19 protein-coding genes and 1 pseudogene are annotated in these 19,528 nt (G+C 32.7%); 11 read left to right on the top strand and 9 right to left on the bottom strand.

Annotation, left to right across the window (positions count from 1 at the left end; all coding sequences use genetic code 11):
* The first annotated feature begins 71 nt into the window (after nt 1-71).
* From HKP48_RS02275 to clpX, 6 genes are all read left to right on the top strand, one after another.
* The gene (locus HKP48_RS02275; RefSeq protein ID WP_296342376.1) at nt 72-785 is read left to right on the top strand and encodes a pyridoxine 5'-phosphate synthase; all 714 of its coding nucleotides are present in this window, start codon (nt 72-74) and stop codon (nt 783-785) included.
* On the top strand, nt 782-1,549 hold the full coding sequence (locus tag HKP48_RS02270; protein WP_296342374.1) for an alpha/beta fold hydrolase: 768 nt from the start codon (nt 782-784) through the stop codon (nt 1,547-1,549). The genes HKP48_RS02275 and HKP48_RS02270 overlap by 4 nt, the downstream gene beginning before the upstream one ends.
* Nucleotides 1,550-1,576: 27 nt before the next feature.
* Entirely contained in the window at nt 1,577-1,927 is a 351-nt protein-coding gene (locus HKP48_RS02265; protein WP_296342372.1) for a phage holin family protein, read from the top strand.
* 76 nt (nt 1,928-2,003) lie between these two features.
* Nucleotides 2,004-3,326, top strand: a complete 1,323-nt coding sequence (gene tig, locus HKP48_RS02260) for a trigger factor (RefSeq protein ID WP_296342370.1) — start codon at nt 2,004-2,006, stop codon at nt 3,324-3,326.
* 88 nt (nt 3,327-3,414) lie between these two features.
* Complete coding sequence (locus HKP48_RS02255) at nt 3,415-4,089, top strand: ATP-dependent Clp protease proteolytic subunit (protein WP_296342368.1); 675 nt, start codon at nt 3,415-3,417, stop codon at nt 4,087-4,089.
* Between the two features lie 53 nt (nt 4,090-4,142).
* A complete protein-coding gene (gene clpX / locus HKP48_RS02250) occupies nt 4,143-5,375 on the top strand; it encodes an ATP-dependent Clp protease ATP-binding subunit ClpX (RefSeq protein WP_296342366.1) in 1,233 nt (410 codons plus the stop codon).
* A gap of 208 nt (nt 5,376-5,583) precedes the next feature.
* Here the strand turns inward: clpX and HKP48_RS02245 are convergent, their stop codons facing one another.
* Nucleotides 5,584-7,098: a GH3 auxin-responsive promoter family protein gene (locus HKP48_RS02245; protein ID WP_296342364.1), complete on the bottom strand. Its 1,515-nt coding sequence runs from the start codon at nt 7,096-7,098 to the stop codon at nt 5,584-5,586.
* Between the two features lie 99 nt (nt 7,099-7,197).
* Between HKP48_RS02245 and HKP48_RS02240 the strand changes: the two genes are divergently transcribed.
* Nucleotides 7,198-7,989: a DUF2797 domain-containing protein gene (locus tag HKP48_RS02240; protein WP_296342361.1), complete on the top strand. Its 792-nt coding sequence runs from the start codon at nt 7,198-7,200 to the stop codon at nt 7,987-7,989.
* 302 nt (nt 7,990-8,291) lie between these two features.
* Here HKP48_RS02240 and HKP48_RS12185 read toward each other — a convergent pair.
* Nucleotides 8,292-8,396 (bottom strand): annotated as a pseudogene (locus HKP48_RS12185) (LPXTG cell wall anchor domain-containing protein); the annotation flags it as partial.
* Nucleotides 8,397-8,452: 56 nt separating this feature from the next.
* Nucleotides 8,453-8,614 carry a hypothetical protein gene (locus HKP48_RS02235; protein ID WP_296342358.1) on the bottom strand — a complete coding sequence of 54 codons (162 nt, stop codon included), beginning with the start codon at nt 8,612-8,614 and terminating at the stop codon, nt 8,453-8,455.
* A 105-nt stretch (nt 8,615-8,719) separates the two neighbouring features.
* Between HKP48_RS02235 and HKP48_RS02230 the strand changes: the two genes are divergently transcribed.
* The gene (locus HKP48_RS02230; protein WP_296342356.1) at nt 8,720-8,971 is read left to right on the top strand and encodes a DUF2101 family protein; all 252 of its coding nucleotides are present in this window, start codon (nt 8,720-8,722) and stop codon (nt 8,969-8,971) included.
* Nucleotides 8,972-9,049: 78 nt separating this feature from the next.
* Here the strand turns inward: HKP48_RS02230 and rpsU are convergent, their stop codons facing one another.
* The 4 genes from rpsU to HKP48_RS02210 form a co-directional block, all read right to left on the bottom strand.
* Entirely contained in the window at nt 9,050-9,244 is a 195-nt protein-coding gene (rpsU, locus tag HKP48_RS02225) for a 30S ribosomal protein S21 (protein ID WP_087491986.1), read from the bottom strand.
* Between the two features lie 103 nt (nt 9,245-9,347).
* Nucleotides 9,348-10,211, bottom strand: a complete 864-nt coding sequence (locus tag HKP48_RS02220) for an RNA polymerase sigma factor RpoD/SigA (RefSeq protein ID WP_296342352.1) — start codon at nt 10,209-10,211, stop codon at nt 9,348-9,350.
* A gap of 107 nt (nt 10,212-10,318) precedes the next feature.
* A complete protein-coding gene (locus tag HKP48_RS02215) occupies nt 10,319-12,952 on the bottom strand; it encodes an AsmA family protein (RefSeq protein ID WP_296342351.1) in 2,634 nt (877 codons plus the stop codon).
* Between the two features lie 193 nt (nt 12,953-13,145).
* Nucleotides 13,146-13,850, bottom strand: coding sequence for a queuosine precursor transporter (locus tag HKP48_RS02210; protein WP_296342350.1), 705 nt, complete (start codon nt 13,848-13,850; stop codon nt 13,146-13,148).
* A gap of 70 nt (nt 13,851-13,920) precedes the next feature.
* Here HKP48_RS02210 and folK point away from each other — a divergent pair, with 70 nt between their 5' ends.
* Together folK and HKP48_RS02200 are read left to right on the top strand one after the other, a co-directional pair.
* Entirely contained in the window at nt 13,921-15,045 is a 1,125-nt protein-coding gene (gene folK / locus HKP48_RS02205; RefSeq protein ID WP_296342349.1) for a 2-amino-4-hydroxy-6-hydroxymethyldihydropteridine diphosphokinase, read from the top strand.
* Complete coding sequence (locus HKP48_RS02200) at nt 15,045-15,524, top strand: GyrI-like domain-containing protein (RefSeq protein ID WP_296342348.1); 480 nt, start codon at nt 15,045-15,047, stop codon at nt 15,522-15,524. The genes folK and HKP48_RS02200 overlap by 1 nt, the downstream gene beginning before the upstream one ends.
* Here HKP48_RS02200 and HKP48_RS02195 read toward each other — a convergent pair.
* Complete coding sequence (locus HKP48_RS02195; protein WP_363928577.1) at nt 15,514-16,167, bottom strand: methyltransferase domain-containing protein; 654 nt, start codon at nt 16,165-16,167, stop codon at nt 15,514-15,516. The genes HKP48_RS02200 and HKP48_RS02195 overlap by 11 nt on opposite strands.
* A 48-nt stretch (nt 16,168-16,215) precedes the next feature.
* On the bottom strand, nt 16,216-16,755 hold the full coding sequence (locus tag HKP48_RS02190; protein ID WP_296342347.1) for an RNA methyltransferase: 540 nt from the start codon (nt 16,753-16,755) through the stop codon (nt 16,216-16,218).
* A gap of 122 nt (nt 16,756-16,877) precedes the next feature.
* On the opposite strand from HKP48_RS02190, the gene mutS reads away from it, so the two are divergent.
* Complete coding sequence (mutS, locus tag HKP48_RS02185) at nt 16,878-19,490, top strand: DNA mismatch repair protein MutS (RefSeq protein WP_296342345.1); 2,613 nt, start codon at nt 16,878-16,880, stop codon at nt 19,488-19,490.
* The last annotated feature ends 38 nt before the right edge of the window (nt 19,491-19,528 follow it).

Here is a 19,528-nt window from a genome sequence, read left to right as displayed (position 1 = left end):
TGCAAATTAATCAAAAATTAGCATAAAAAGGGCGTTATACTTTGTATTTTTGTCCTCAAAACCAAACACAAATGACAAAACTCAGTGTTAATATTAATAAAATAGCAACGCTAAGAAATAGCCGAGGCGGTGATGTGCCAAATGTGGTACAATTTGCAAAAGATGTGCAGCGTTTTGGTGCTCAAGGTGTAACGATTCATCCAAGACCAGATGAGCGCCACATACGTTATCAAGATGCACGAGATTTAGTGCCTATTGTGCATGCCGAATATAATATAGAGGGCAACCCAATAACTAAGTTTGTAGACTTAGTTTTAGAAACGAAGCCAACACAAGTGACTTTAGTGCCGGATAGTGTTGATGCCATTACGTCTAACGCAGGTTGGGATACTTTAAAAAATAAAGATTTTTTGGTTGAAGTGATTTCAGAATTTAAACGAAATAATATAAGAACTTCAATTTTTATAGACCCAGATATGAAGCAAATAGAAGGTGCTAAAGAAACTGGGACTGACCGTATTGAATTGTATACTGAAGCTTTTGCTCATGAATACGGTTTAGGGAACACTAAGGCTATAAAGCCTTATTCAGATTGTGCTGTAGTAGCTAATAAATTAGGTTTAGGTATTAATGCAGGACATGATTTGTCATTGGATAATATTAAATTTTTTAAAGAAAATATTGAAGGTTTATTAGAAGTTTCAATCGGTCATGCACTTATTTCTGAAAGTTTGTATCTGGGAATTGAAAATGTGATACAAATGTATTTACATCGCTTATCATGATTTTATACAGCAATATAATTGGTAGCGGAAACCCCTTCGTCATTCTCCATGGGTTTTTAGGTATGGGCGATAATTGGAAAACTTTGGCACGTGAGTTTTCAGACTTAGACTGCGAAGTCCATTTGGTAGACCAACGTAACCATGGACGTAGTTTTCATTCGTACGATTTTGATTATGATGTTATGGCGGAAGATGTAAAAGCCTATTGTAATGAACATGAGCTCACAGATATTATTCTTCTAGGACATTCCATGGGAGGAAAAACCGCTATGCTCTTTGCGACAAAGTATCCAGAATATGTGAGTAGATTAATAGTTGCAGACATTTCACCACGTTATTATCCAGTACATCATGATGCTATACTAGAAGGTTTGTCAAGTTTAGATTTTTCAGTCTTAAAAACCAGAGGAGAAGCGGATAAAGCTTTAGCCAATTATATATCCGAAATAGGGACACGTATGTTTTTACTAAAGAATCTTTATTGGGAGAAAAAGGGGCAATTAGGGTTGCGAATAAATCTTCCAGTTCTAAAAGAATACGTTTCCGAAGTTGGAGAAGCCTTACCTATCCATTCTACATTCTCAAAACCAACCTTATTTCTGCGTGGCGATAAGTCTGAATATATTAGACCTACAGATGAAGGAATTATTCATCGTCATTTTTCGGATGCAGAGATAGAAACAATTAGTGATGCAGGGCATTGGTTGCATGCTGAAAATCCTGCAGGGTTTTATAGAGTTGTTACTCAATTTATAAATGCTTAAATCTAGATTGAATCTAAAAAAGTTATTATGAATTTAATTCTTCGTTTATTAATTAACGCATTTGCTGTTTTTGTTTTAGCACATTTTTTGGGTGGTGTCACTGTTGACGGCTATGTAGGTGCTATTAGTGTAGCTGTAGTACTTTCTATTTTAAACCTATTGGTAAAGCCTGTACTAATTATTTTTACTTTGCCGGTGACCCTTCTTACTTTAGGATTGTTTCTTCTCGTAATTAACGCTTTAATTATTCTTCTAGCAGATAAACTTATTGATGGTTTTGCGGTTTCAAGTTTTTGGACGGCCTTACTGTTCAGTATTCTGCTTTCTATTTTACAGTCCATCTTACATTCACTATTAAAAGAGGAGAAAAAAGCCTAAAAACCAATACCTTAAAACTATTGTTGCGTTGTAAAAAAATATGTATTTTTGCAGCCCAATTTTAGATTGTAAAACAATGAATATTACAAGAGAAGACATAGACGCGTTAAACGCAGTCGTTAAAGTAGATATCGCTAAGGAAGATTACAGCGATAAAGTTGAAAAAATCTTAACAGATTACCGTAAATCTGCTAACATTCCAGGTTTTAGAAAAGGGCATGTGCCAATGGGAATGGTAAAAAAGCAATACGGACAAGCTGTTTTGGTAGATGAGGTAAATAAATTATTACAAGATGCTCTTGGTAAGTATTTAGTTGAAGAAAAATTAGATGTTTTAGGTAATCCGTTACCAAAAGCACAGGATGATTTAGATTGGAATGCCGATGCATTTACATTTGAATTCGAATTAGGATTAGCTCCGGAATTTGATGTTGAGTTGAAAGGGAAAAAAGCAATTACACATTACAAGATTGTTGCCGATGATAAAATGGTTGATAATCAAATCAAGCACATCCAGAAACAATATGGTAAAATCGTTTCTCAAAACGAAATCACCGAAAACTCTGAAGTTACTGGTAAGTTCACAAATGAAGAAGCTGGTATCGATAATGTAGCTACATTTGAGCTCAACAAAATAAAAGGAGAAACAAATCTTAAAAAGTTTGTTGGGGTAAAAGTTGGTGATATTATTACGGTTAAGACAAAAAATTTATTTAATGACGCTCACGATTTAATGACATTTTTAAAAGTGTCTCATGATGATGCTCAACACTTAGATGTCGAAGTTAACTTTGAAGTTTCAGAAATCAATGAACGTGAATTAGTAGATTTAGACCAAGAGTTGTTCGATAAATTATTTGAAAAAGACGTCGTAAAGTCTGTAACAGAACTAAAAGCAAAAATTAAAGAGGATACTGAAAAGCAATTTGTACAACAAGGTGATCAGAAGCTCTTAAATGATGTTACTGAATACTTAATAGATAGTACAAAGTTTGATTTACCAGCAGAATTTCTTCAGAAATGGATGCAAACCGCAGGTGAAGAGCCAATGACTGAGGAGCAAGCTAAAGAAGAATACGAAAAGTCTGAAAAAAGCATGCGCTACCAATTAATCGAAGGTAAGTTAATTACAGAACATAAGCTTCAAGTTCAGTTCGAAGAATTAAGAGCTTTTGCAATGCAAATGATTAAAGGTCAGATGGCACAATTTGGTCAAATGAATCCTTCCGAAAAAGAATTAGAAGACATTGCTGCTCGTATTTTATCTAATCAAGATGAGGTAAAGCGTTTAAATGAGCAACTGATGAGTCAAAAGCTTTTAAATCTTTATAAGGCAGAAGCAAACTTAAAAACAAAAGAAATCTCTTATGATGATTTTGTAAAAGAATTTTACAGTTAATCATTTAGCAATATAAATTGTATCTTTAAGGCGTGAAATCTAATGATTTTACGCCTTATTAATTATAACGATAAACAGAATTTAAAATATGGATTACGGAAAAGAATTCGAAAAATTTGCAACCAAAGATCAAGGTATAAATAGTAATTACTACAGTAAGATTATAGAAAGTATGTATCCTACGAATTTGACGCCAAATATCATAGAAGAACGTCAAATGAACATCGCTATTTTCGATGTATTCTCTCGTTTAATGATGGACCGTATTATCTTTTTAGGTACTGGTGTTAATGACCAAGTGGCTAATATCATCCAAGCACAATTATTATTTTTACAAAGTGTGGATGCATCAAAAGATGTTCAGATTTATATCAATTCTCCCGGAGGATCAGTCTATGCTGGTTTAGGAATTTATGATACCATGCAATTTATTAAGCCAGATGTTGCTACTATTTGCACAGGTATTGCAGCGTCTATGGCAGCAGTATTGTTATGTGCGGGAGAAAAAGGAAAACGTTCTGCGCTTCAACACTCAAGAGTGATGATTCATCAACCAATGAGCGGAACTCAAGGACAGGTAAAGGACATGGAGATTGCTGTTCGTGAAACGATTAAAGTAAAAGAAGAATTATATACGATTATCTCAAATCATTCTGGTAAATCATACGAAGACGTAGAAAGAGATTCTGATCGCGATTATTGGATGAAGTCTAGTGAAGCATTAGAATACGGAATGATTGATGAGGTCTTAGGAAGAAAGTAAGAAAAATAATAATGAATAAACATTTCTAAACTAAATTTAGAAATATTAAGATTATGGCAAAGGAAGAATTAGAGTGTTCGTTTTGTGGTAGGAAAAAGCCAGAAACCAATTTGCTTATTGCAGGATTAGACGCGCATATTTGTGACCGCTGTATTACACAAGCAAATGGTATCGTCATTGAAGAATCTAAACAAGATGCAAATGCTGAGTTGAGCGCCGAATTGATGCTGAAAAAGCCTATAGAAATTAAGTCGTTTTTGGACGAATACATCATCGGGCAGGAGTATACAAAACGTGTGATGTCTGTTGCTGTATATAACCATTACAAACGACTATTACAACCACCAACAGATGATGACATTGAGATACAAAAAAGTAACATTATCATGGTTGGACAAACAGGTACAGGTAAAACTCTTATGGCAAAAACTGTAGCCCGTATGCTTAATGTGCCCTTAGCGATAGTGGATGCCACGGTTTTAACAGAAGCTGGATATGTTGGCGAAGATGTTGAAAGTATTTTAACACGTCTACTTCAAGCTGCAGATTACAATCTTGAAAAAGCTGAAAAAGGAATCGTTTTTATTGATGAAATTGATAAGATTGCTCGTAAAAGTGATAATCCATCAATTACTAGAGATGTATCAGGTGAGGGCGTTCAGCAAGCGTTATTAAAATTATTAGAGGGTACAGTTGTAAATGTACCTCCCAAAGGTGGTCGTAAGCATCCAGACCAAAAATTTATTGAGGTAAATACTGAGCATATTTTATTTATCGCTGGCGGTGCTTTTGATGGAATTGAGCGTGTAATTACTAAACGTTTAAATATGCAGGCTATCGGTTATAGTTCTATCAATTCCGATGATAATGTAGATAATGATAATATTCTACAATACATTATTCCAAAGGATTTGAAAGATTTTGGTCTAATACCTGAAATTATTGGACGATTACCAGTGTTAACACACATGGATCCATTAGACGCAAAAACCTTAAGAGCTATTTTAACTGAACCAAAAAATGCCATTGTAAAACAATACAAAAAATTGTTTAAAATGGATGAGGTTGATTTAAATATTACAGATGGTGCTTTAGAGTTCATTGTAGATAAAGCCATAGAGTATAAGCTAGGCGCACGTGGATTACGCTCGCTTTGTGAAGAAATTTTAACAGATGCTATGTTCTATATGCCTGGTTCTGATGAAACTAAGCTTAATGTTACAAAAACTTATGCAGAAGAGAAATTAACGAAATCCACACTTAAGAAATTAAAAGCGGTTTCGTAAAACGACAACTTAGACATATTCATGAAAAGTAAAACCCATGATTTTCTCATGGGTTTTTATTTTTTGGATTAAGTAACTTCTAAAAATATAAGCGGTTCGTTAATTTCTATAAATGCACATGCGATGTTTGCTTATTCAAATCATTTTAGATAAGATACCGTATTAATCAATATAGAATTTCAGGTTGCTAATTCTACCGATTAAAACATCAGGAGTTCAAATTAAGTAACTCATCAATATAGTTTCTTGTGTTTGATAATCTTGGTACTTTATGTTGTCCGCCTAATTTATCGTTTTGCTTTAACCAGTCATAAAATAAGTTATGACGCGCTTGATGGATTTTAGGTTTATTCAACGTCATATTGTTATAACGTTTGGCTTCGTAATCAGAGTTTAGAGACTTTAAAGCATTATCAAATAATTCCGAAAAGTAATTAAAATCATTTGGAGGTGTCTTAAACTCTATCAACCATTCGTGCGCTCCTTTTTCTTTACCTTTCATAAATATTGGGGCAGCAGTGTAATCTACAATTTCAGCACCTGTACGTTTACAGACTTTCTTAAGTGCATCTTCCGCATTTTCAATAATTAACTCTTCTCCAAAAGCATTGATATGATGTTTGGTCCTTCCTGACACTTTAATTCTGTAAGGGTCTATACTCACGAATCTTACCGTATCACCAATTTTGTAACGCCAAAGTCCTGCGTTGGTTGTGATAATGACTGCGTAATTGGTATTAATTTTTACCTCGCTAAGTGGAATAACTTTCTGCTCAGAAGTACCATAAGTATTCATAGGTATAAACTCATAAAAAATACCGTAATCTAGCATGAGTAACAAATCTCCAGAATAGTTTTGGTCTTGTATGGCAAAGAAACCTTCAGAAGCATTATAAATTTCGTAAAACTTAAAAGTCTTTTTAGGTAAGATAGAACGGTACTGCTCTATGTATGGGTTAAAGCTTACACCACCATGAAAGTAAACTTCAAGATTTGGCCAGATATCAAAAAGATTATCTTTTCCAGTTTTATCCAATACATTATTCAATAGCACTAACATCCAAGATGGAACACCAGCAAGACTCGTAACATTTTCATTTATAGTTTCATCAACGATAGCCTGCATTTTGGTTTCCCACTCACTCATGAGTGAAACTTTACTGCTTGGTGTGCTACTAAATTCTGCCCAAAATGGCATGTTGTCAATCAGGATTGCAGATAGATCCCCAAAAGCTGTTCCGTTTTCTTTGTATAATTCTTTACTGCCACCTAACCTTAAGCTTTTTCCAGTAAACAGTTGCGACTCAGGATTATTGTTTAAATACATGCACAATAAATCTTTACTAGCTGCGTAGTGACAGTCCTCTAAAGACTCTGTACTTACAGGAATAAATTTGCTTTTAGCGTTTGTTGTACCGCTAGATTTTGCAAACCATTTTATAGACTTAGGCCAAAATATGTTTTGTTCGCCTAGTCTAGAGCGTTCAATCTGAGACTGTACATCTTCATAATTAACAACAGGTAAACGCTGGTTAAATTCTTCGTAAGTTTTTATAGATGCAAAGTCATACTGCTTACCAACTTCGGTATCTTTAGCGTATTTTAAAAGACTAAAAAGTAATTCGTTTTGTACATCCTGAGGGTATTTTAAAAACAATTCAATCTGATGAAACCGTTTTTTTAAAAACCACGAAGCAATAGAATTGACTATAGGAATTGGCATGGATTGGTTATCTTTAACCGCTAAACGGCATTAGGCGTTAATATGCTAAGTAAATATTTTTAATAAAAAAATCAACAGCTAAAATTACTAAATTTTATTATGGTTTATACAGGAGTTCTTACTAAAATGCAAACGGATTTTCAAGACCCCATTCAGTATTATTTGGTGTTTAAAAGTGACTTTATACATGTTAATCAGTTACTCGATAAAACCATTACCATAACTTTTGCTGGTGAAGAATGTTTAAACTGTGGACTTAGCAAAGAAATTTACCGACAAGGTTTCTGTAAAAGTTGTTTTTTTGACACCCCAAATGCTGGAGATTGGATTATGCGACCAGAATTAAGTACAGCACATTTGGGAAAAGAAGACCGAGATTTGGAGTACGAAAAAAAAGTACAATTGCAGCCGCATATTGTTTATTTGGCAAATTCTAGTAATGTAAAAGTTGGGGTAACTCGAAAAGCACAATTACCAACACGATGGATCGACCAAGGTGCACACGAAGCCATAGAAATTGTAGAAGTGCCTAACAGATATCTTGCTGGACTAACAGAAGTAGCTCTTAAGGATTTTGTTGCAGATAAAACCAATTGGCGGAAAATGTTAAAGAATGATAATGTAGACGAGGATTTAAAAGAATGGCGAAATAAGTTAAAAGTACATATTCCTGCTGAGGTTAGAGACTACTTTATTGCTCATAATCAAGAAACACATCTTCATTTTCCTGTACATCAATACCCTGAAAAACCAAGAAGTTTGAACCTAAAAAAGGAAGGAAGTTACTCAGGCAAATTAGTAGGTGTCAAAGGGCAGTATTTCATTTTTGAAGACAACACCGTTTTTAATATTAGAGCTAATGAAGGTATGGTTGTGGATATCATCATTTAAATAAAGTTTAGCTCAACAAACTGTACAATACCAACTTTAAAAAGTAAAGGGTTTGTCACTTTATTAATAAATTGATTAATATTTATTGAATTTTTTCTTCATTGTAATGCTAAATCTACCGTATGCATATAGTGTCAGGACTTTTCCTATGTAAACACTAAGAAAGAATAATAGTAAAACTGATACTGGAGATTCTATTGAAAGCATAGCAACACTATTGTTTATAACACCATAAACTAATAGCCAACACTAGTACGGGAGGATTGAGTAAACCTAGCAAAAAACCAGTCACATACTTAGATTTAAGAAATCGATTTTTTAGCGTTTTTTTCTTTTTGATCTTTCCTTTTTTTGAAGAAAATAACGCTTCCAATACCCAATAATAGAATAGCTATCAAAACTTGAAGCCATTGATTACTTAAAAAAAACCTTTGACAAGCATATTATAATTTAAAGCATAGTATTAAATTAGGACTTCAGCTACTCCTTCGGCAAATGCAACTTTCATAGCCAGTTTTAAATTCTGTTTTATGGTTGTATAAATTACCACAATATTTGAAGCGCCTAGAGGTAGTGCACTAATCATTGAAGCTGTAATCCCTATTAATGTGTATAAGAGTATCATGTAAACTTTGTAGGATAGTTTCTAAAAACCTTACAATGATGTTATAAATGCGTTAAATAACTTTTTGTTTAATATTTTTTAAATTAATTTATACATAAAAATATTATGAAAGTATCACCTATGTTTTATGTAGCTATAACTACACTACTTCTAGTTACTATAACCCTTATGTGTGCCATGAACTTTCCTTTTAATTGGGTGTTTTATTTAACTGTGATTGGACAAATTTTAATTATCGTTATGGTTTATAAAGTATTGACAGACAACTATACAACAGATAAAACTTTTGAGCATTTTTACGAAGATTACCCAATAGAATCTATAGAAGTTAAAATTGAAGAAGAAAAATTCAGGTAGTGAGCAAGTTGTTTTTTTGACAATTTGAGCTCAAAAAAAGCGACCTAATCGGTCGCTTTTTTAATTTTATGTTATAGCTTATATATTCTCAGCGTCTCTTAGACCTTGAATATAAGAAGCCTTTTGGATTTCTCTTCTACGCTTTACAGAAGGCTTTGTAAAATAACGAGACTCTCTAAGGTTTTGCATAATCTGAACATTTCTATGCTTACGCTTATATCTTTTAAGAGCTCTTTCTATGTTTTCGCCTTCTTTGATTTCTATTTTAATCATATCAGTATTTTGTATTGTCTATTTTACTAAAGAGTGTGCGAAGATAATATAACTTATTAAATAAGTTATAATTTTTTTTAGTTTTTTCCTCATTTAGAGTAGACTACCCCAAATAGGTTTTCAAGATTTTATTTTTGCTCGAATGTTTTAATCTTCTAATTCCTTTTTCTCTTATTTGTCTTACACGTTCGCGGGTAACATCAAAGATTTGTCCAATTTCTTCTAGAGTCATTGGTTTTTTTTCTCCTATACCAAAACTTAATTTTATGACATCACTTTCTTTAGACGGTAAAGTGTCTAATAGGCGTTCAATCTCTAGAGTTAGAGATTCTTGCATTAATTCTTTGTCTGGTCTTGGCGAATCTTTTTGAGACACCACGTCGTAAAGACTAAAATCTTCATCAGCTTTTAAAGGCGCATCCATAGAAAGGTGGCGACCAGAGTTTTTCATAGAAGTTTTTACTTCTCTTATGCTCATATCAAGTTCTCTTGCAATTTCTTCAGAATTAGGAGGTCTTTGATTCACTTGCTCCAAATAAGCGTAAGTTTTTCTAATTTTATTAATGGTACCAATTTTATTAAGTGGTAGGCGCACAATTCGTGATTGCTCTGCCAAAGCTTGAAGTATAGCTTGTCGAATCCACCATACAGCGTAAGAGATAAATTTAAAACCTCTAGTTTCGTCAAAACGTTTAGCTGCTTTTACAAGTCCAGCATTTCCTTCGTTAATAAGGTCTGGTAATTTTAAGCCTTGATTTTGATATTGTTTTGCTACAGAAACAACAAACCTTAAATTTGCTTTTGTGAGTTTATCTAGAGCTTGTTGATTACCTTTTTTAATAAGTTGTGCAAGCTCTACTTCTTCTTCTGCAGTTATCAATGGTATTTTACTTATATCGTGTAAGTACTTATCTAATGATTTGTCCTCTCTGTTTGTTACTTGCTTGGTAATCTTTAATTGCCTCATGTATAGTTTTTAGAATTGTTCCAAATAACAACTTACTGTAATAAATGACAATTCCAAAAAAATTAGCTATGTTTAACTAATTTTTATTTAGAATAGCTAAAAAAACATCAATTTTTGGTCGAATCTGGCTGTTTTTTCTTCTTTTTCAGAATTCCACCCAAGATATTTTTTACACCATCCTTTATATTATCCTTAGGATTAGTCGTTGTAGAGTCTACTTTTGTCGAATCTGTTGACTTTTTTGTATTTCCTCCTAAAAGACCACCTAACAAGTCGTTGACTTTATCAGTACCCTTATTAATAAGTTTTTGTTTTTGAATTTCGATAAGTTGTTTTGTTAAATCAGAAACACCACTATTTAAATCCGTAGTGATATTTGGTTGCGAAAATGTGCCTCCAATTTTCGCAGTAACCGGTATCGTGATTTTGTTTACTTCAGCATCATTAATCTTATTAATCAAAGTATTCACCTCTGTGCCTAAATACTTTGCTGGGACTTGTAGTACTGCATTGTAATTCATAGTATTTGAAAAACTATGTGTTCCGGAGACCTCAATTGGGATATCTTTATAATTTATAGTGAAAGGCTTTACTGAAACTTGTCCATTTTCAAAACTTAACTTGGTTTTAAGGTCTTTTAAATCTAAATCTTCAAAGTCTATAAAGTTGAATTTACGATCTAAACCTTCGAGAATTTTACTTTTAGAAGCCGATAGTTCTGTAGTTATTAATTCAGCTAAAGCATCGCCAGAAATAGTATTTAAATCTGGAGAAAAATTTTCATCCAAAACTCCATTTAATTGTATGGTAGAATTGAGTTTTCCTTGCAATACTTTTGCAATAGGAGCTAAGACTTTTAGTAAATCTAAATCTCTAAAAGATTGAGAAATATCAAACTCTTGCATGCCTAACGCCATATCAAACTTAGGTTTTTTGCCTTTTGTAGATACATTGCCGTTAATTGCTAATTTGCCATCAAATAGATCAGTGGTCATTTGACTTAAACTCGCATTTTGGTCTTTAATTCTAAGTGTTCCGCTAACGTTTTTAAGATTTAAATTATCATAAACCACGTTTTGTGCATTCGCAAAGACGGTACAATCTAAAAATTCTGGAATTTTTAGGGATTCTGTATCTGAAGTCGATTTGTTAGATGTTTCGGAAGCAGCTTCATCTTCAACCATAAAATCTGAAATCACAAAGTTGTTGGAAGTGACTTTAAAATCGCCTTGCAGTTTTTTGTCACTCAGTAGAAAACCGAGAAGATTATCTATTTGTCCAGTTGCGTTGATATCACTTTTTCCTGTTAAGGCTTCAAATTTATTTAGAGTTACTCTACCAGGTCGAAAGCTTAATTCAGCGGTATTAATCTGAATAGGATTTACAATGTCTTCAGACGAAAAAATAAAATCTTCAACAGAAACAGTTCCATTATTTTTTATTCGTTGATAAGCATTAGTTTCAATTGCATTAAAGTCAAAAGCTGTATTGAGTTTTCCTTTCAAAATACCGCTTAGTTGATTGTCTAATTCAACAGGATATGCTTTAGTAATGTTGGCTAAGTTAAGAACTCCATCAAGGTTGGCATCTACCACTATATTTCCAGTAAGATTTTTGATATGTGCTTCCGACTTAAAAGCATCTTCGTCTATTTTAAAATTAAGCGTATTGATGTCTATATAAGTATCGTCAACATTACCTGTTGTATTTTTTAAGGATGCGTCGATGACAATATTTTCTACTTTTTTGGGTAAGTCTGGATATCTAAAGGAAGCGTTATTAGAATTGATTTTGATATTAAGAGTTGGAATTGTCTTATCAGAAACCAAACCTTTAATTTTTCCGTTTAGGGTAAAATTTCCCGAAGTACTAACATCTTCAATATTTTTGGCGTAAGATTTTGGTATAACTGCTAAAAATGATTTAAATGAAGATTCCGGATTCTTAAAACTAATGTCAATTTCTTGACCTTTTTCCACAAGTTGAACATAGCCTTTAAACTCTAATGGAAGTGCATTAATAAAACCAGTATTGTCCTTAAAGGTGTATTTGTTTTGCTCTAAATCCAAATCAATTAGGGCGTCGAGTTTTACGATGTTATTACTTAAATATTCTGTATTATCTATGGACAGGCTTATCTTACCTTTGGTTTTTGTGTCTAATTCTGAAAGGCCACCAGAAAAAATACCATTACCACTATGATTAATTTCAGTGGCATAGAGCTTTGTATTACTTTCCTCGTCTACGTATGTAAAAGCACTATTGTTAATCTCATAATGTTCAATATCAAAACTAAAGGCTTTTGATTCAGATGCACTATTGTTTTGAGTATCTTCAGAAGGCTTCACAATATTATAATTAACATTTCCAGAAGCATTTGTTTTTAGAGTTAATAACAACTCATCTGCAATAATTTGGTTAATGGTCAAAGGTTCTTCGGAGCCTTTAAAAAGTTCTCTCAAAGGCATTTCAAAAGATAGATTTTTTGCGGCGGCTAAAGTCTCGTTTTCAAAAGGAGTTTTGGTTGCAATTTTCATATTTTCTACACTAACCTTTGCTTTTGGGAAACTACTGATTAGACTTAAGCTAATGTCTTCAAAACTTAAATCTGCATTAAGATTTTTATCAGCATAATTTTGAACGATAGCATCTATTTTAGATTCTAGAAAGAACGGAACACTTATGAGTATAACTAAAAAAATGGTAAGTAAAATACCGAGTATTTTGAATATTTTTTTCATGTATTTATATGTATTGTTTTTTTAAGACACATGCTGTTCGCTCTTAATCATTCCTTTGGGTGATAATATGTTTAGCATGCTTGTTTCATAAAGAATTAATTGTAACGTAAAAGTCTTTGTTATAATACAAAAAAACAATCTAAAAGACTGAATTTATACTAAGATTATGAAGATTTTAGGATTTTCTTCGGCTTTAGATTAAATCTATTTCTTCATTAACTTTAAGTTTAAAACGCTTTCTGAAAAAGTATACGCCTAGATATAGAAAAGGGGTATCAAAAAAAGCCACCAAAACTTTAAATAAAAAGCCGCTAAGGAGTAAGCCTTGAAAACTGTCCCAAGGTAAAACACCAAAATAGCATAGTAATGTTATTATGGATAATGTATCTAAAAATTGTGAAATCCATGTAGAAAAATTATTGCGTAGCCATAAGTGTTTTCCTTTGGTAAGGTTTTTCCAGAAATGGTAAATTTTAATATCTATAAATTGTGCAAATAGGTATGCAAACATACTTGAACCTACAGCAATTATAGTTTTGCTAAATACAAATTTAAAAGTCTTATCGTCTAAAGGCGAATTGTCTAAAGCGGGTACATAATCTGCCACTAAAATGATACCTACTGAAAATAAAGATGCAAAAATACCAGCTATAACAATATCATTAGCTCGTTTTTTACCATAGATTTCACTAATTAAATCTGTAATTAAGAATGTAATAGGGTAGGGTAAAATCCCTACTGAAATTTCAAAAAGTTTAGAACCAAAAATCTCTACGTCTATAGGATACCAATAAAAAAACTTCTGAAAAATAAGGTTAGATACAACTAAAGATGTTATGAATAGTGCGCCCAAAAAAAGATATATACGTTGGGCAAGAAGTTTGTCCTTTAACTGCATTAAAATCGTTAATAAATAGTTGATGTAAAGATAATCTATTAATATTTCTTTTGATTATTTTGCCAATCCAATGAAACCACCAAAACGCGTTTACATAGCACTAGGCAGTAATAAGGGAAACAAATTGCAATATTTGCAGTTGGCTGTAGATACTATTTTTAAAAACATTGGTGCTATAAAAAAGCTATCTAACGTATACAAAACATCCGCTGTTGGTTTTGATGGTGATGATTTTTATAATGCTTGCATTGTAGTAGAAACAGAGCTGAAGCCAAGGAAACTTCTTAAGATTTTACAGGATATAGAAAAGCAACTCGGAAGAACAAAAAAATCTGAAAACGGCTATCAGTCTCGAGAGATAGATTTAGATATTTTACTTTTTGAAGATGAGGTTATTAACGAGAAAAATCTCATTGTCCCACATCCACAAATCCAAAACCGAAAGTTTGTTTTACAGCCTTTACTAAATATTGTAAAAGATTTTAAACATCCTATTTTGGATAAGACCATTGAAGAGCTTTTTGAAGTCTGTGAAGACGGTTCAGAAATTGAATCGATTAATATTTGGCTTAAAAACCCAAGAAAGTCTTACACATTTGGAAACTACAATTACATTGCAATTGAAGGAAACATTGGCGCAGGAAAAACAAGTTTAGCAAATAAAATTTCAAACGATTTTAATGCAAAACTTATTTTAGAACGTTTTGCAGATAATCCGTTTTTACCAAAGTTCTATAAGGAACCTGAACGCTATGCTTTTACTTTAGAGATGTCTTTTTTGGCAGATAGATATCAACAAATTAGTGACGATTTATCGCAATTAGACTTGTTTAAAGATTTTATGGTTAGTGACTACGACGTTAATAAATCACTGATTTTCTCTAAAGTGACCTTGCCTGAAGATGAATTCCGTTTGTATCTTAAATTATTTTATCAAGTATATAAAGACATTGCAAAGCCAGATTTGTATGTATACCTCTATCAAAACACAGAGCGTTTACAAGCCAATATAAAACAGCGTGGGCGAAAGTATGAGAGTGATATCAAGGATGAATATCTCGAAAAATTAAATTCAAGATATTTAGAGTTTTTAAAATCTCAAACAGATTTAAACGTTAAAATCATTGATATTTCTGATCGGGATTTTGTAAAAAACAGAGAAGATTATCTTTGGATATTAAACCAATTAAATTGATGGAGTACAAGATAGTTGAATTAGGTAGCATTAAAATTGTCGGTGTAAAAGCTGAAGTAAGTTTTACTAATAATGGTCAAATTACTAGGCAAATAGCACGAAAATTTATGCCAAGGTTGAGCGAAATAGACGAACGTGCAGATGATTTTACGATTTCACTTCAACAGTATGATACTTTTGATTTTGAAAAATTTAATCCGCATCAAACGTTTGAAAAATGGATTGGAGTAATGGTCAATAATTTTAATAACATACCAGAAGGTTTGGATACGTTAACCATTTCAAAAGGAAAATACGTAGTGATTAATTTTAAAGGTTCAGTGCAACAATTTATTGAATTGTGGCGCGAACTACATTCTACTTGGTTAGCATCAAAAAACTTTGAGTTGGATAATCGTCCGCATTTCGAAAAATTACCACCAAGCTACAACCCAATGCAAGTAGAAAATGAGGAGGAAATTTGGATTCCTATAAGGTAAGCAAGAGTGTCTCAATTCTACCTTTACTATTTTCTAAAACAATTTCGTTTAAAACCCTTTTCGATGAAATTTTAAAGTTAAAAGGCGAAGCCAAAACAGTAACTCCGCTATTTTGCTTTAAACGAATACCTAAGTTAGTGACCTTATCTTTATTCGGCGTAAAATCTCCCAAGGGTAAATGCTCCGTTAAGATAATATATTTATAGTTTGAAAGCATTTTTAAAATAGCTTTAATTTCAGAGTTAGATAGATGCTGAAGCACTTGTCTTAAAATCACGCAATCTGCTTTTGGTAATTTATCTTTTGAAATATCAAGACAGCGGAATTCTAAATTTTCAACTTGAAATTTAGTTATATTTCTTTTAATCAAATTATCTACAATATCTACTGCAATATATTTTTTAGAATAGGGTACAAAATGTTTTCCAATATTAAAATCGCCACAACCCAAATCTAAAACTGTAAGTGTATTGTTCTTTGACTTTAGAAACTCAGATACAGCTTCAATATAAGCTTCAATAATTTTAGCTTTATGTGAGCCTTCTCCAGAATAAAAATCATAATCATTTCCACCCCAAAAATGCTGCTCGTAGATTTGTTGCATTACGGCTTTTGTTGGCCAAGATTTTTTTAAATTTTTCAATAGATTTAACTTTAAGGCAATAGTAAAAAAGTCTTCCTCAGGAAAGATTTAGATAGGCTTCTTTTTTAACTTCGCAAAAACATCCCAAACCACAACACCACAACTCACAGAAATGTTCAAAGAATGCTTCGTTCCAAATTGTGGAATTTCAAGAACCACATCACTAGCATCAACAACATCTTGAGATACACCTTTAACTTCATTTCCAAAAACAAAGGCGTGTTTATTTTCAGGTTGAGGTTTAAAATCGTTGAGCATTGTGGCGTTTTCTACTTGTTCGATTGCGCAAATTTTTACGTTTTCGGATTTTAGTTTTTCGATAACTTCAATAGTATTTTTGGCATATTCCCAAGTTACCGTTTCGGTGCTTCCTAAGGCGGTTTTACGGATATCGTTATGAGGCGGTTTTGCTGTTATGCCACATAAATAGATTTTTTCAATCAAAAACGCATCGCTTGTTCTAAAGACAGAACCGATATTATTTAGACTTCTAATATTATCTAAAACAATAATTATTGGCGATTTTTCTGCCTGTTTAAATTCGCTAATATCTAAACGGTCTAATTCGCTATTTTTTAATTTTCGCATGTTGAAATCTTGGTTTTTTTGTAGATAACTTCTAGTATAATCGCTTTATAAAACTAAGGTATTTAGCTACATTAGCAATCTTACAATCCCGATAACTATCTCGGCAAAAATACACAAAACTCTTGGCTAAAAAGGTAAAAAAAGTAACACCACTAATGAAGCAATACAATGCTATAAAGGTAAAGTACCCTGATGCTTTGTTGTTATTTCGTGTTGGGGATTTTTATGAGACTTTTGGTAGTGATGCCATAAAAGCTTCTAAGATTTTAGATATTATTTTAACTAAACGCGGTGCAGGTAGTGAGAGTGAAACAGAATTGGCGGGTTTTCCGCATCATTCATTAAATACCTATTTGCCAAAGTTGGTTAAAGCTGGAGAACGTGTGGCAATTTGTGACCAACTCGAAGACCCAAAACAAACTAAAAAAATTGTAAAACGAGGTGTGACAGAATTGGTAACGCCAGGTGTTGCACTTAATGATGATATCTTACATTCTAAATCGAACAACTTTTTATGTGCTGTTCACTTTGATAAAAAGTACATTGGTATTTCGTTTTTAGATGTTTCTACAGGCGAGTTTTTAACGTCACAAGGTAATGCAGAATATGCAGATAAATTACTTCAAAATTTTAGTCCGAGTGAAGTTTTAATTTCAAAAAAATGTAGAAATGAGTTTACTGAAACCTTCGGAAATGATTTTCATACTTTTTATCTCGAAGATTGGGTGTTTCAAGCCGATTATGCTAATGAAACATTAATAAAACACTTCGATACAAAAACATTAAAAGGTTATGGTATTGAAGATTTATACGAAGGTATAATTGCTTCAGGTGTTGTGCTTCATTATTTAAGTGAAACGCGGCATAATAAGTTGGAGCATATTACAACAATTTCAAGAATTGCAACTGACGATTATGTTTGGATGGATAAATTTACCATCCGAAATTTAGAATTATACCATTCTACAAACACCAACGCTGTCACGCTTATAAATGTTATAGATAAAACGATTTCTGCAATGGGTGGGCGTACTTTGAAACGTTGGTTGGCGTTACCGTTGAAACATGCCGATAAGATAAAACAGCGTCATGAGGTTGTACAGTATTTATTGAATAATGAATCGGAATTACAAAAAATCCAGAATCAAATAAAGCACATCGGCGACATAGAACGTTTGATATCAAAAATTGCGACTACAAAGGTGAGTCCAAGAGAAGTTATTCAGCTTAAAAATTCGTTGGAAGCGATTGTCCCGATTAAATCTGTTGCTCGAGCGTGCGATAATGAAGCCTTAAAAATTCTCGGTGGTAATTTGAATAATTGCGATCTGCTTCGTGAAAAAATTAAAGAAACACTTAACGAGGAAGCACCGGTAAATGTTTTAAAAGGTCATACAATAGCAGAAGGTTTCTCAGCAGAGTTAGATGAGCTTAGAGGTTTGTCAAAATCTGGTAAAGACTATCTAGATAGTATGCTGCAACGTGAAAGTGAGCGTACTGGAATAACCTCGCTTAAAATAGCCTCAAATAATGTGTTTGGTTATTATATAGAAGTTCGCAATCTTCATAAAGATAAAGTGCCTGGAGAATGGATACGAAAGCAAACATTGGTTAATGCTGAACGTTACATTACTGAAGAATTAAAACAATACGAAGCTAAAATTCTCGGTGCTGAAGAGCGAATTCTAGCCATAGAACAGCAATTATTTGTTGATTTGGTCACTTGGATGCACCAGTTTATTTTACAAGTACAACAAAATGCTCAATTAATTGGGCAACTTGATTGTTTATGCGGATTTGCAAGTTTGGCAAAAGCAAACGATTACAATTATCCGCAGATTGACGATAGTTATGATTTAGAAATAAAGGATGGGCGTCATCCTGTAATCGAAAGGCAATTGCCACTTGGCGAAGCATATATTGCCAACGATGTTTTTTTAGATAGAGCATCCCAACAAATTATAATGATAACTGGACCAAATATGTCAGGTAAATCAGCGATTTTAAGGCAAACAGCATTGATTGTTTTATTGGCTCAAATTGGGAGTTTTGTGCCTGCAAAAGAAGCGAGAATTGGTTTAGTAGATAAGATCTTTACGCGTGTTGGTGCCAGTGATAACATCTCAATGGGCGAATCTACATTTATGGTAGAGATGAATGAAACAGCTTCTATTTTGAATAATATTTCAAAACGAAGCTTAGTACTTCTCGACGAGATTGGTCGCGGAACAAGCACGTATGATGGCATTTCTATTGCCTGGGCAATTAGCGAATATTTGCACGAACATCCAGCACAACCTAAAACACTTTTCGCTACGCATTATCATGAGTTAAATGAAATGACGGAGACATTTGGAAGAATTAAAAACTTCAATGTTGCCGTTAAAGAACTTAAAGATAATGTGCTTTTTGTACGGAAGTTGGTAGAAGGTGGAAGTGAGCATAGCTTTGGTATACATGTTGCAAAAATGGCAGGAATGCCGCAACAAGTGATACGACGTGCAAATAAAATTTTATCAAAACTTGAAAAGTCACATTCTAGCGAAGAGTTAACAGATAAAGTAAAAAACTTAAATGATGATTTACAATTAAGCTTTTTCAATTTAGATGACCCGTTATTAGAAGAAATTAAAGATGAAATCTTACATACCGACATAGACACATTAACTCCTGTTGAAGCGTTAATGAAACTGAATGAAATAAAACGCATGCTTCAAAAGAAAAAACAAGCTTAAAATTCTTATAAAAATAATTTCAATTTATTTTTAAAATA

This window comes from Winogradskyella sp. (assembly GCF_013042245.1).
Classification (GTDB): Bacteria; Bacteroidota; Bacteroidia; order Flavobacteriales; family Flavobacteriaceae; genus Winogradskyella.
This window is presented reverse-complemented; position numbering and strand designations above follow the sequence as displayed.

Coding starts and splice junctions, on each gene's coding strand:
- HKP48_RS02275 (WP_296342376.1), top strand. CDS start 72: ATGACAAAACTCAGTGTTAATATTAATAAAATAGCAACGCTAAGAAAT.
- HKP48_RS02270 (WP_296342374.1), top strand. CDS start 782: ATGATTTTATACAGCAATATAATTGGTAGCGGAAACCCCTTCGTCATT.
- HKP48_RS02265 (WP_296342372.1), top strand. CDS start 1,577: ATGAATTTAATTCTTCGTTTATTAATTAACGCATTTGCTGTTTTTGTT.
- tig (WP_296342370.1), top strand. CDS start 2,004: ATGAATATTACAAGAGAAGACATAGACGCGTTAAACGCAGTCGTTAAA.
- HKP48_RS02255 (WP_296342368.1), top strand. CDS start 3,415: ATGGATTACGGAAAAGAATTCGAAAAATTTGCAACCAAAGATCAAGGT.
- clpX (WP_296342366.1), top strand. CDS start 4,143: ATGGCAAAGGAAGAATTAGAGTGTTCGTTTTGTGGTAGGAAAAAGCCA.
- HKP48_RS02245 (WP_296342364.1), bottom strand. CDS start 7,098: ATGCCAATTCCTATAGTCAATTCTATTGCTTCGTGGTTTTTAAAAAAA.
- HKP48_RS02240 (WP_296342361.1), top strand. CDS start 7,198: ATGGTTTATACAGGAGTTCTTACTAAAATGCAAACGGATTTTCAAGAC.
- HKP48_RS02235 (WP_296342358.1), bottom strand. CDS start 8,614: ATGATACTCTTATACACATTAATAGGGATTACAGCTTCAATGATTAGT.
- HKP48_RS02230 (WP_296342356.1), top strand. CDS start 8,720: ATGAAAGTATCACCTATGTTTTATGTAGCTATAACTACACTACTTCTA.
- rpsU (WP_087491986.1), bottom strand. CDS start 9,244: ATGATTAAAATAGAAATCAAAGAAGGCGAAAACATAGAAAGAGCTCTT.
- HKP48_RS02220 (WP_296342352.1), bottom strand. CDS start 10,211: ATGAGGCAATTAAAGATTACCAAGCAAGTAACAAACAGAGAGGACAAA.
- HKP48_RS02215 (WP_296342351.1), bottom strand. CDS start 12,952: ATGAAAAAAATATTCAAAATACTCGGTATTTTACTTACCATTTTTTTA.
- HKP48_RS02210 (WP_296342350.1), bottom strand. CDS start 13,850: ATGCAGTTAAAGGACAAACTTCTTGCCCAACGTATATATCTTTTTTTG.
- folK (WP_296342349.1), top strand. CDS start 13,921: ATGAAACCACCAAAACGCGTTTACATAGCACTAGGCAGTAATAAGGGA.
- HKP48_RS02200 (WP_296342348.1), top strand. CDS start 15,045: ATGGAGTACAAGATAGTTGAATTAGGTAGCATTAAAATTGTCGGTGTA.
- HKP48_RS02190 (WP_296342347.1), bottom strand. CDS start 16,755: ATGCGAAAATTAAAAAATAGCGAATTAGACCGTTTAGATATTAGCGAA.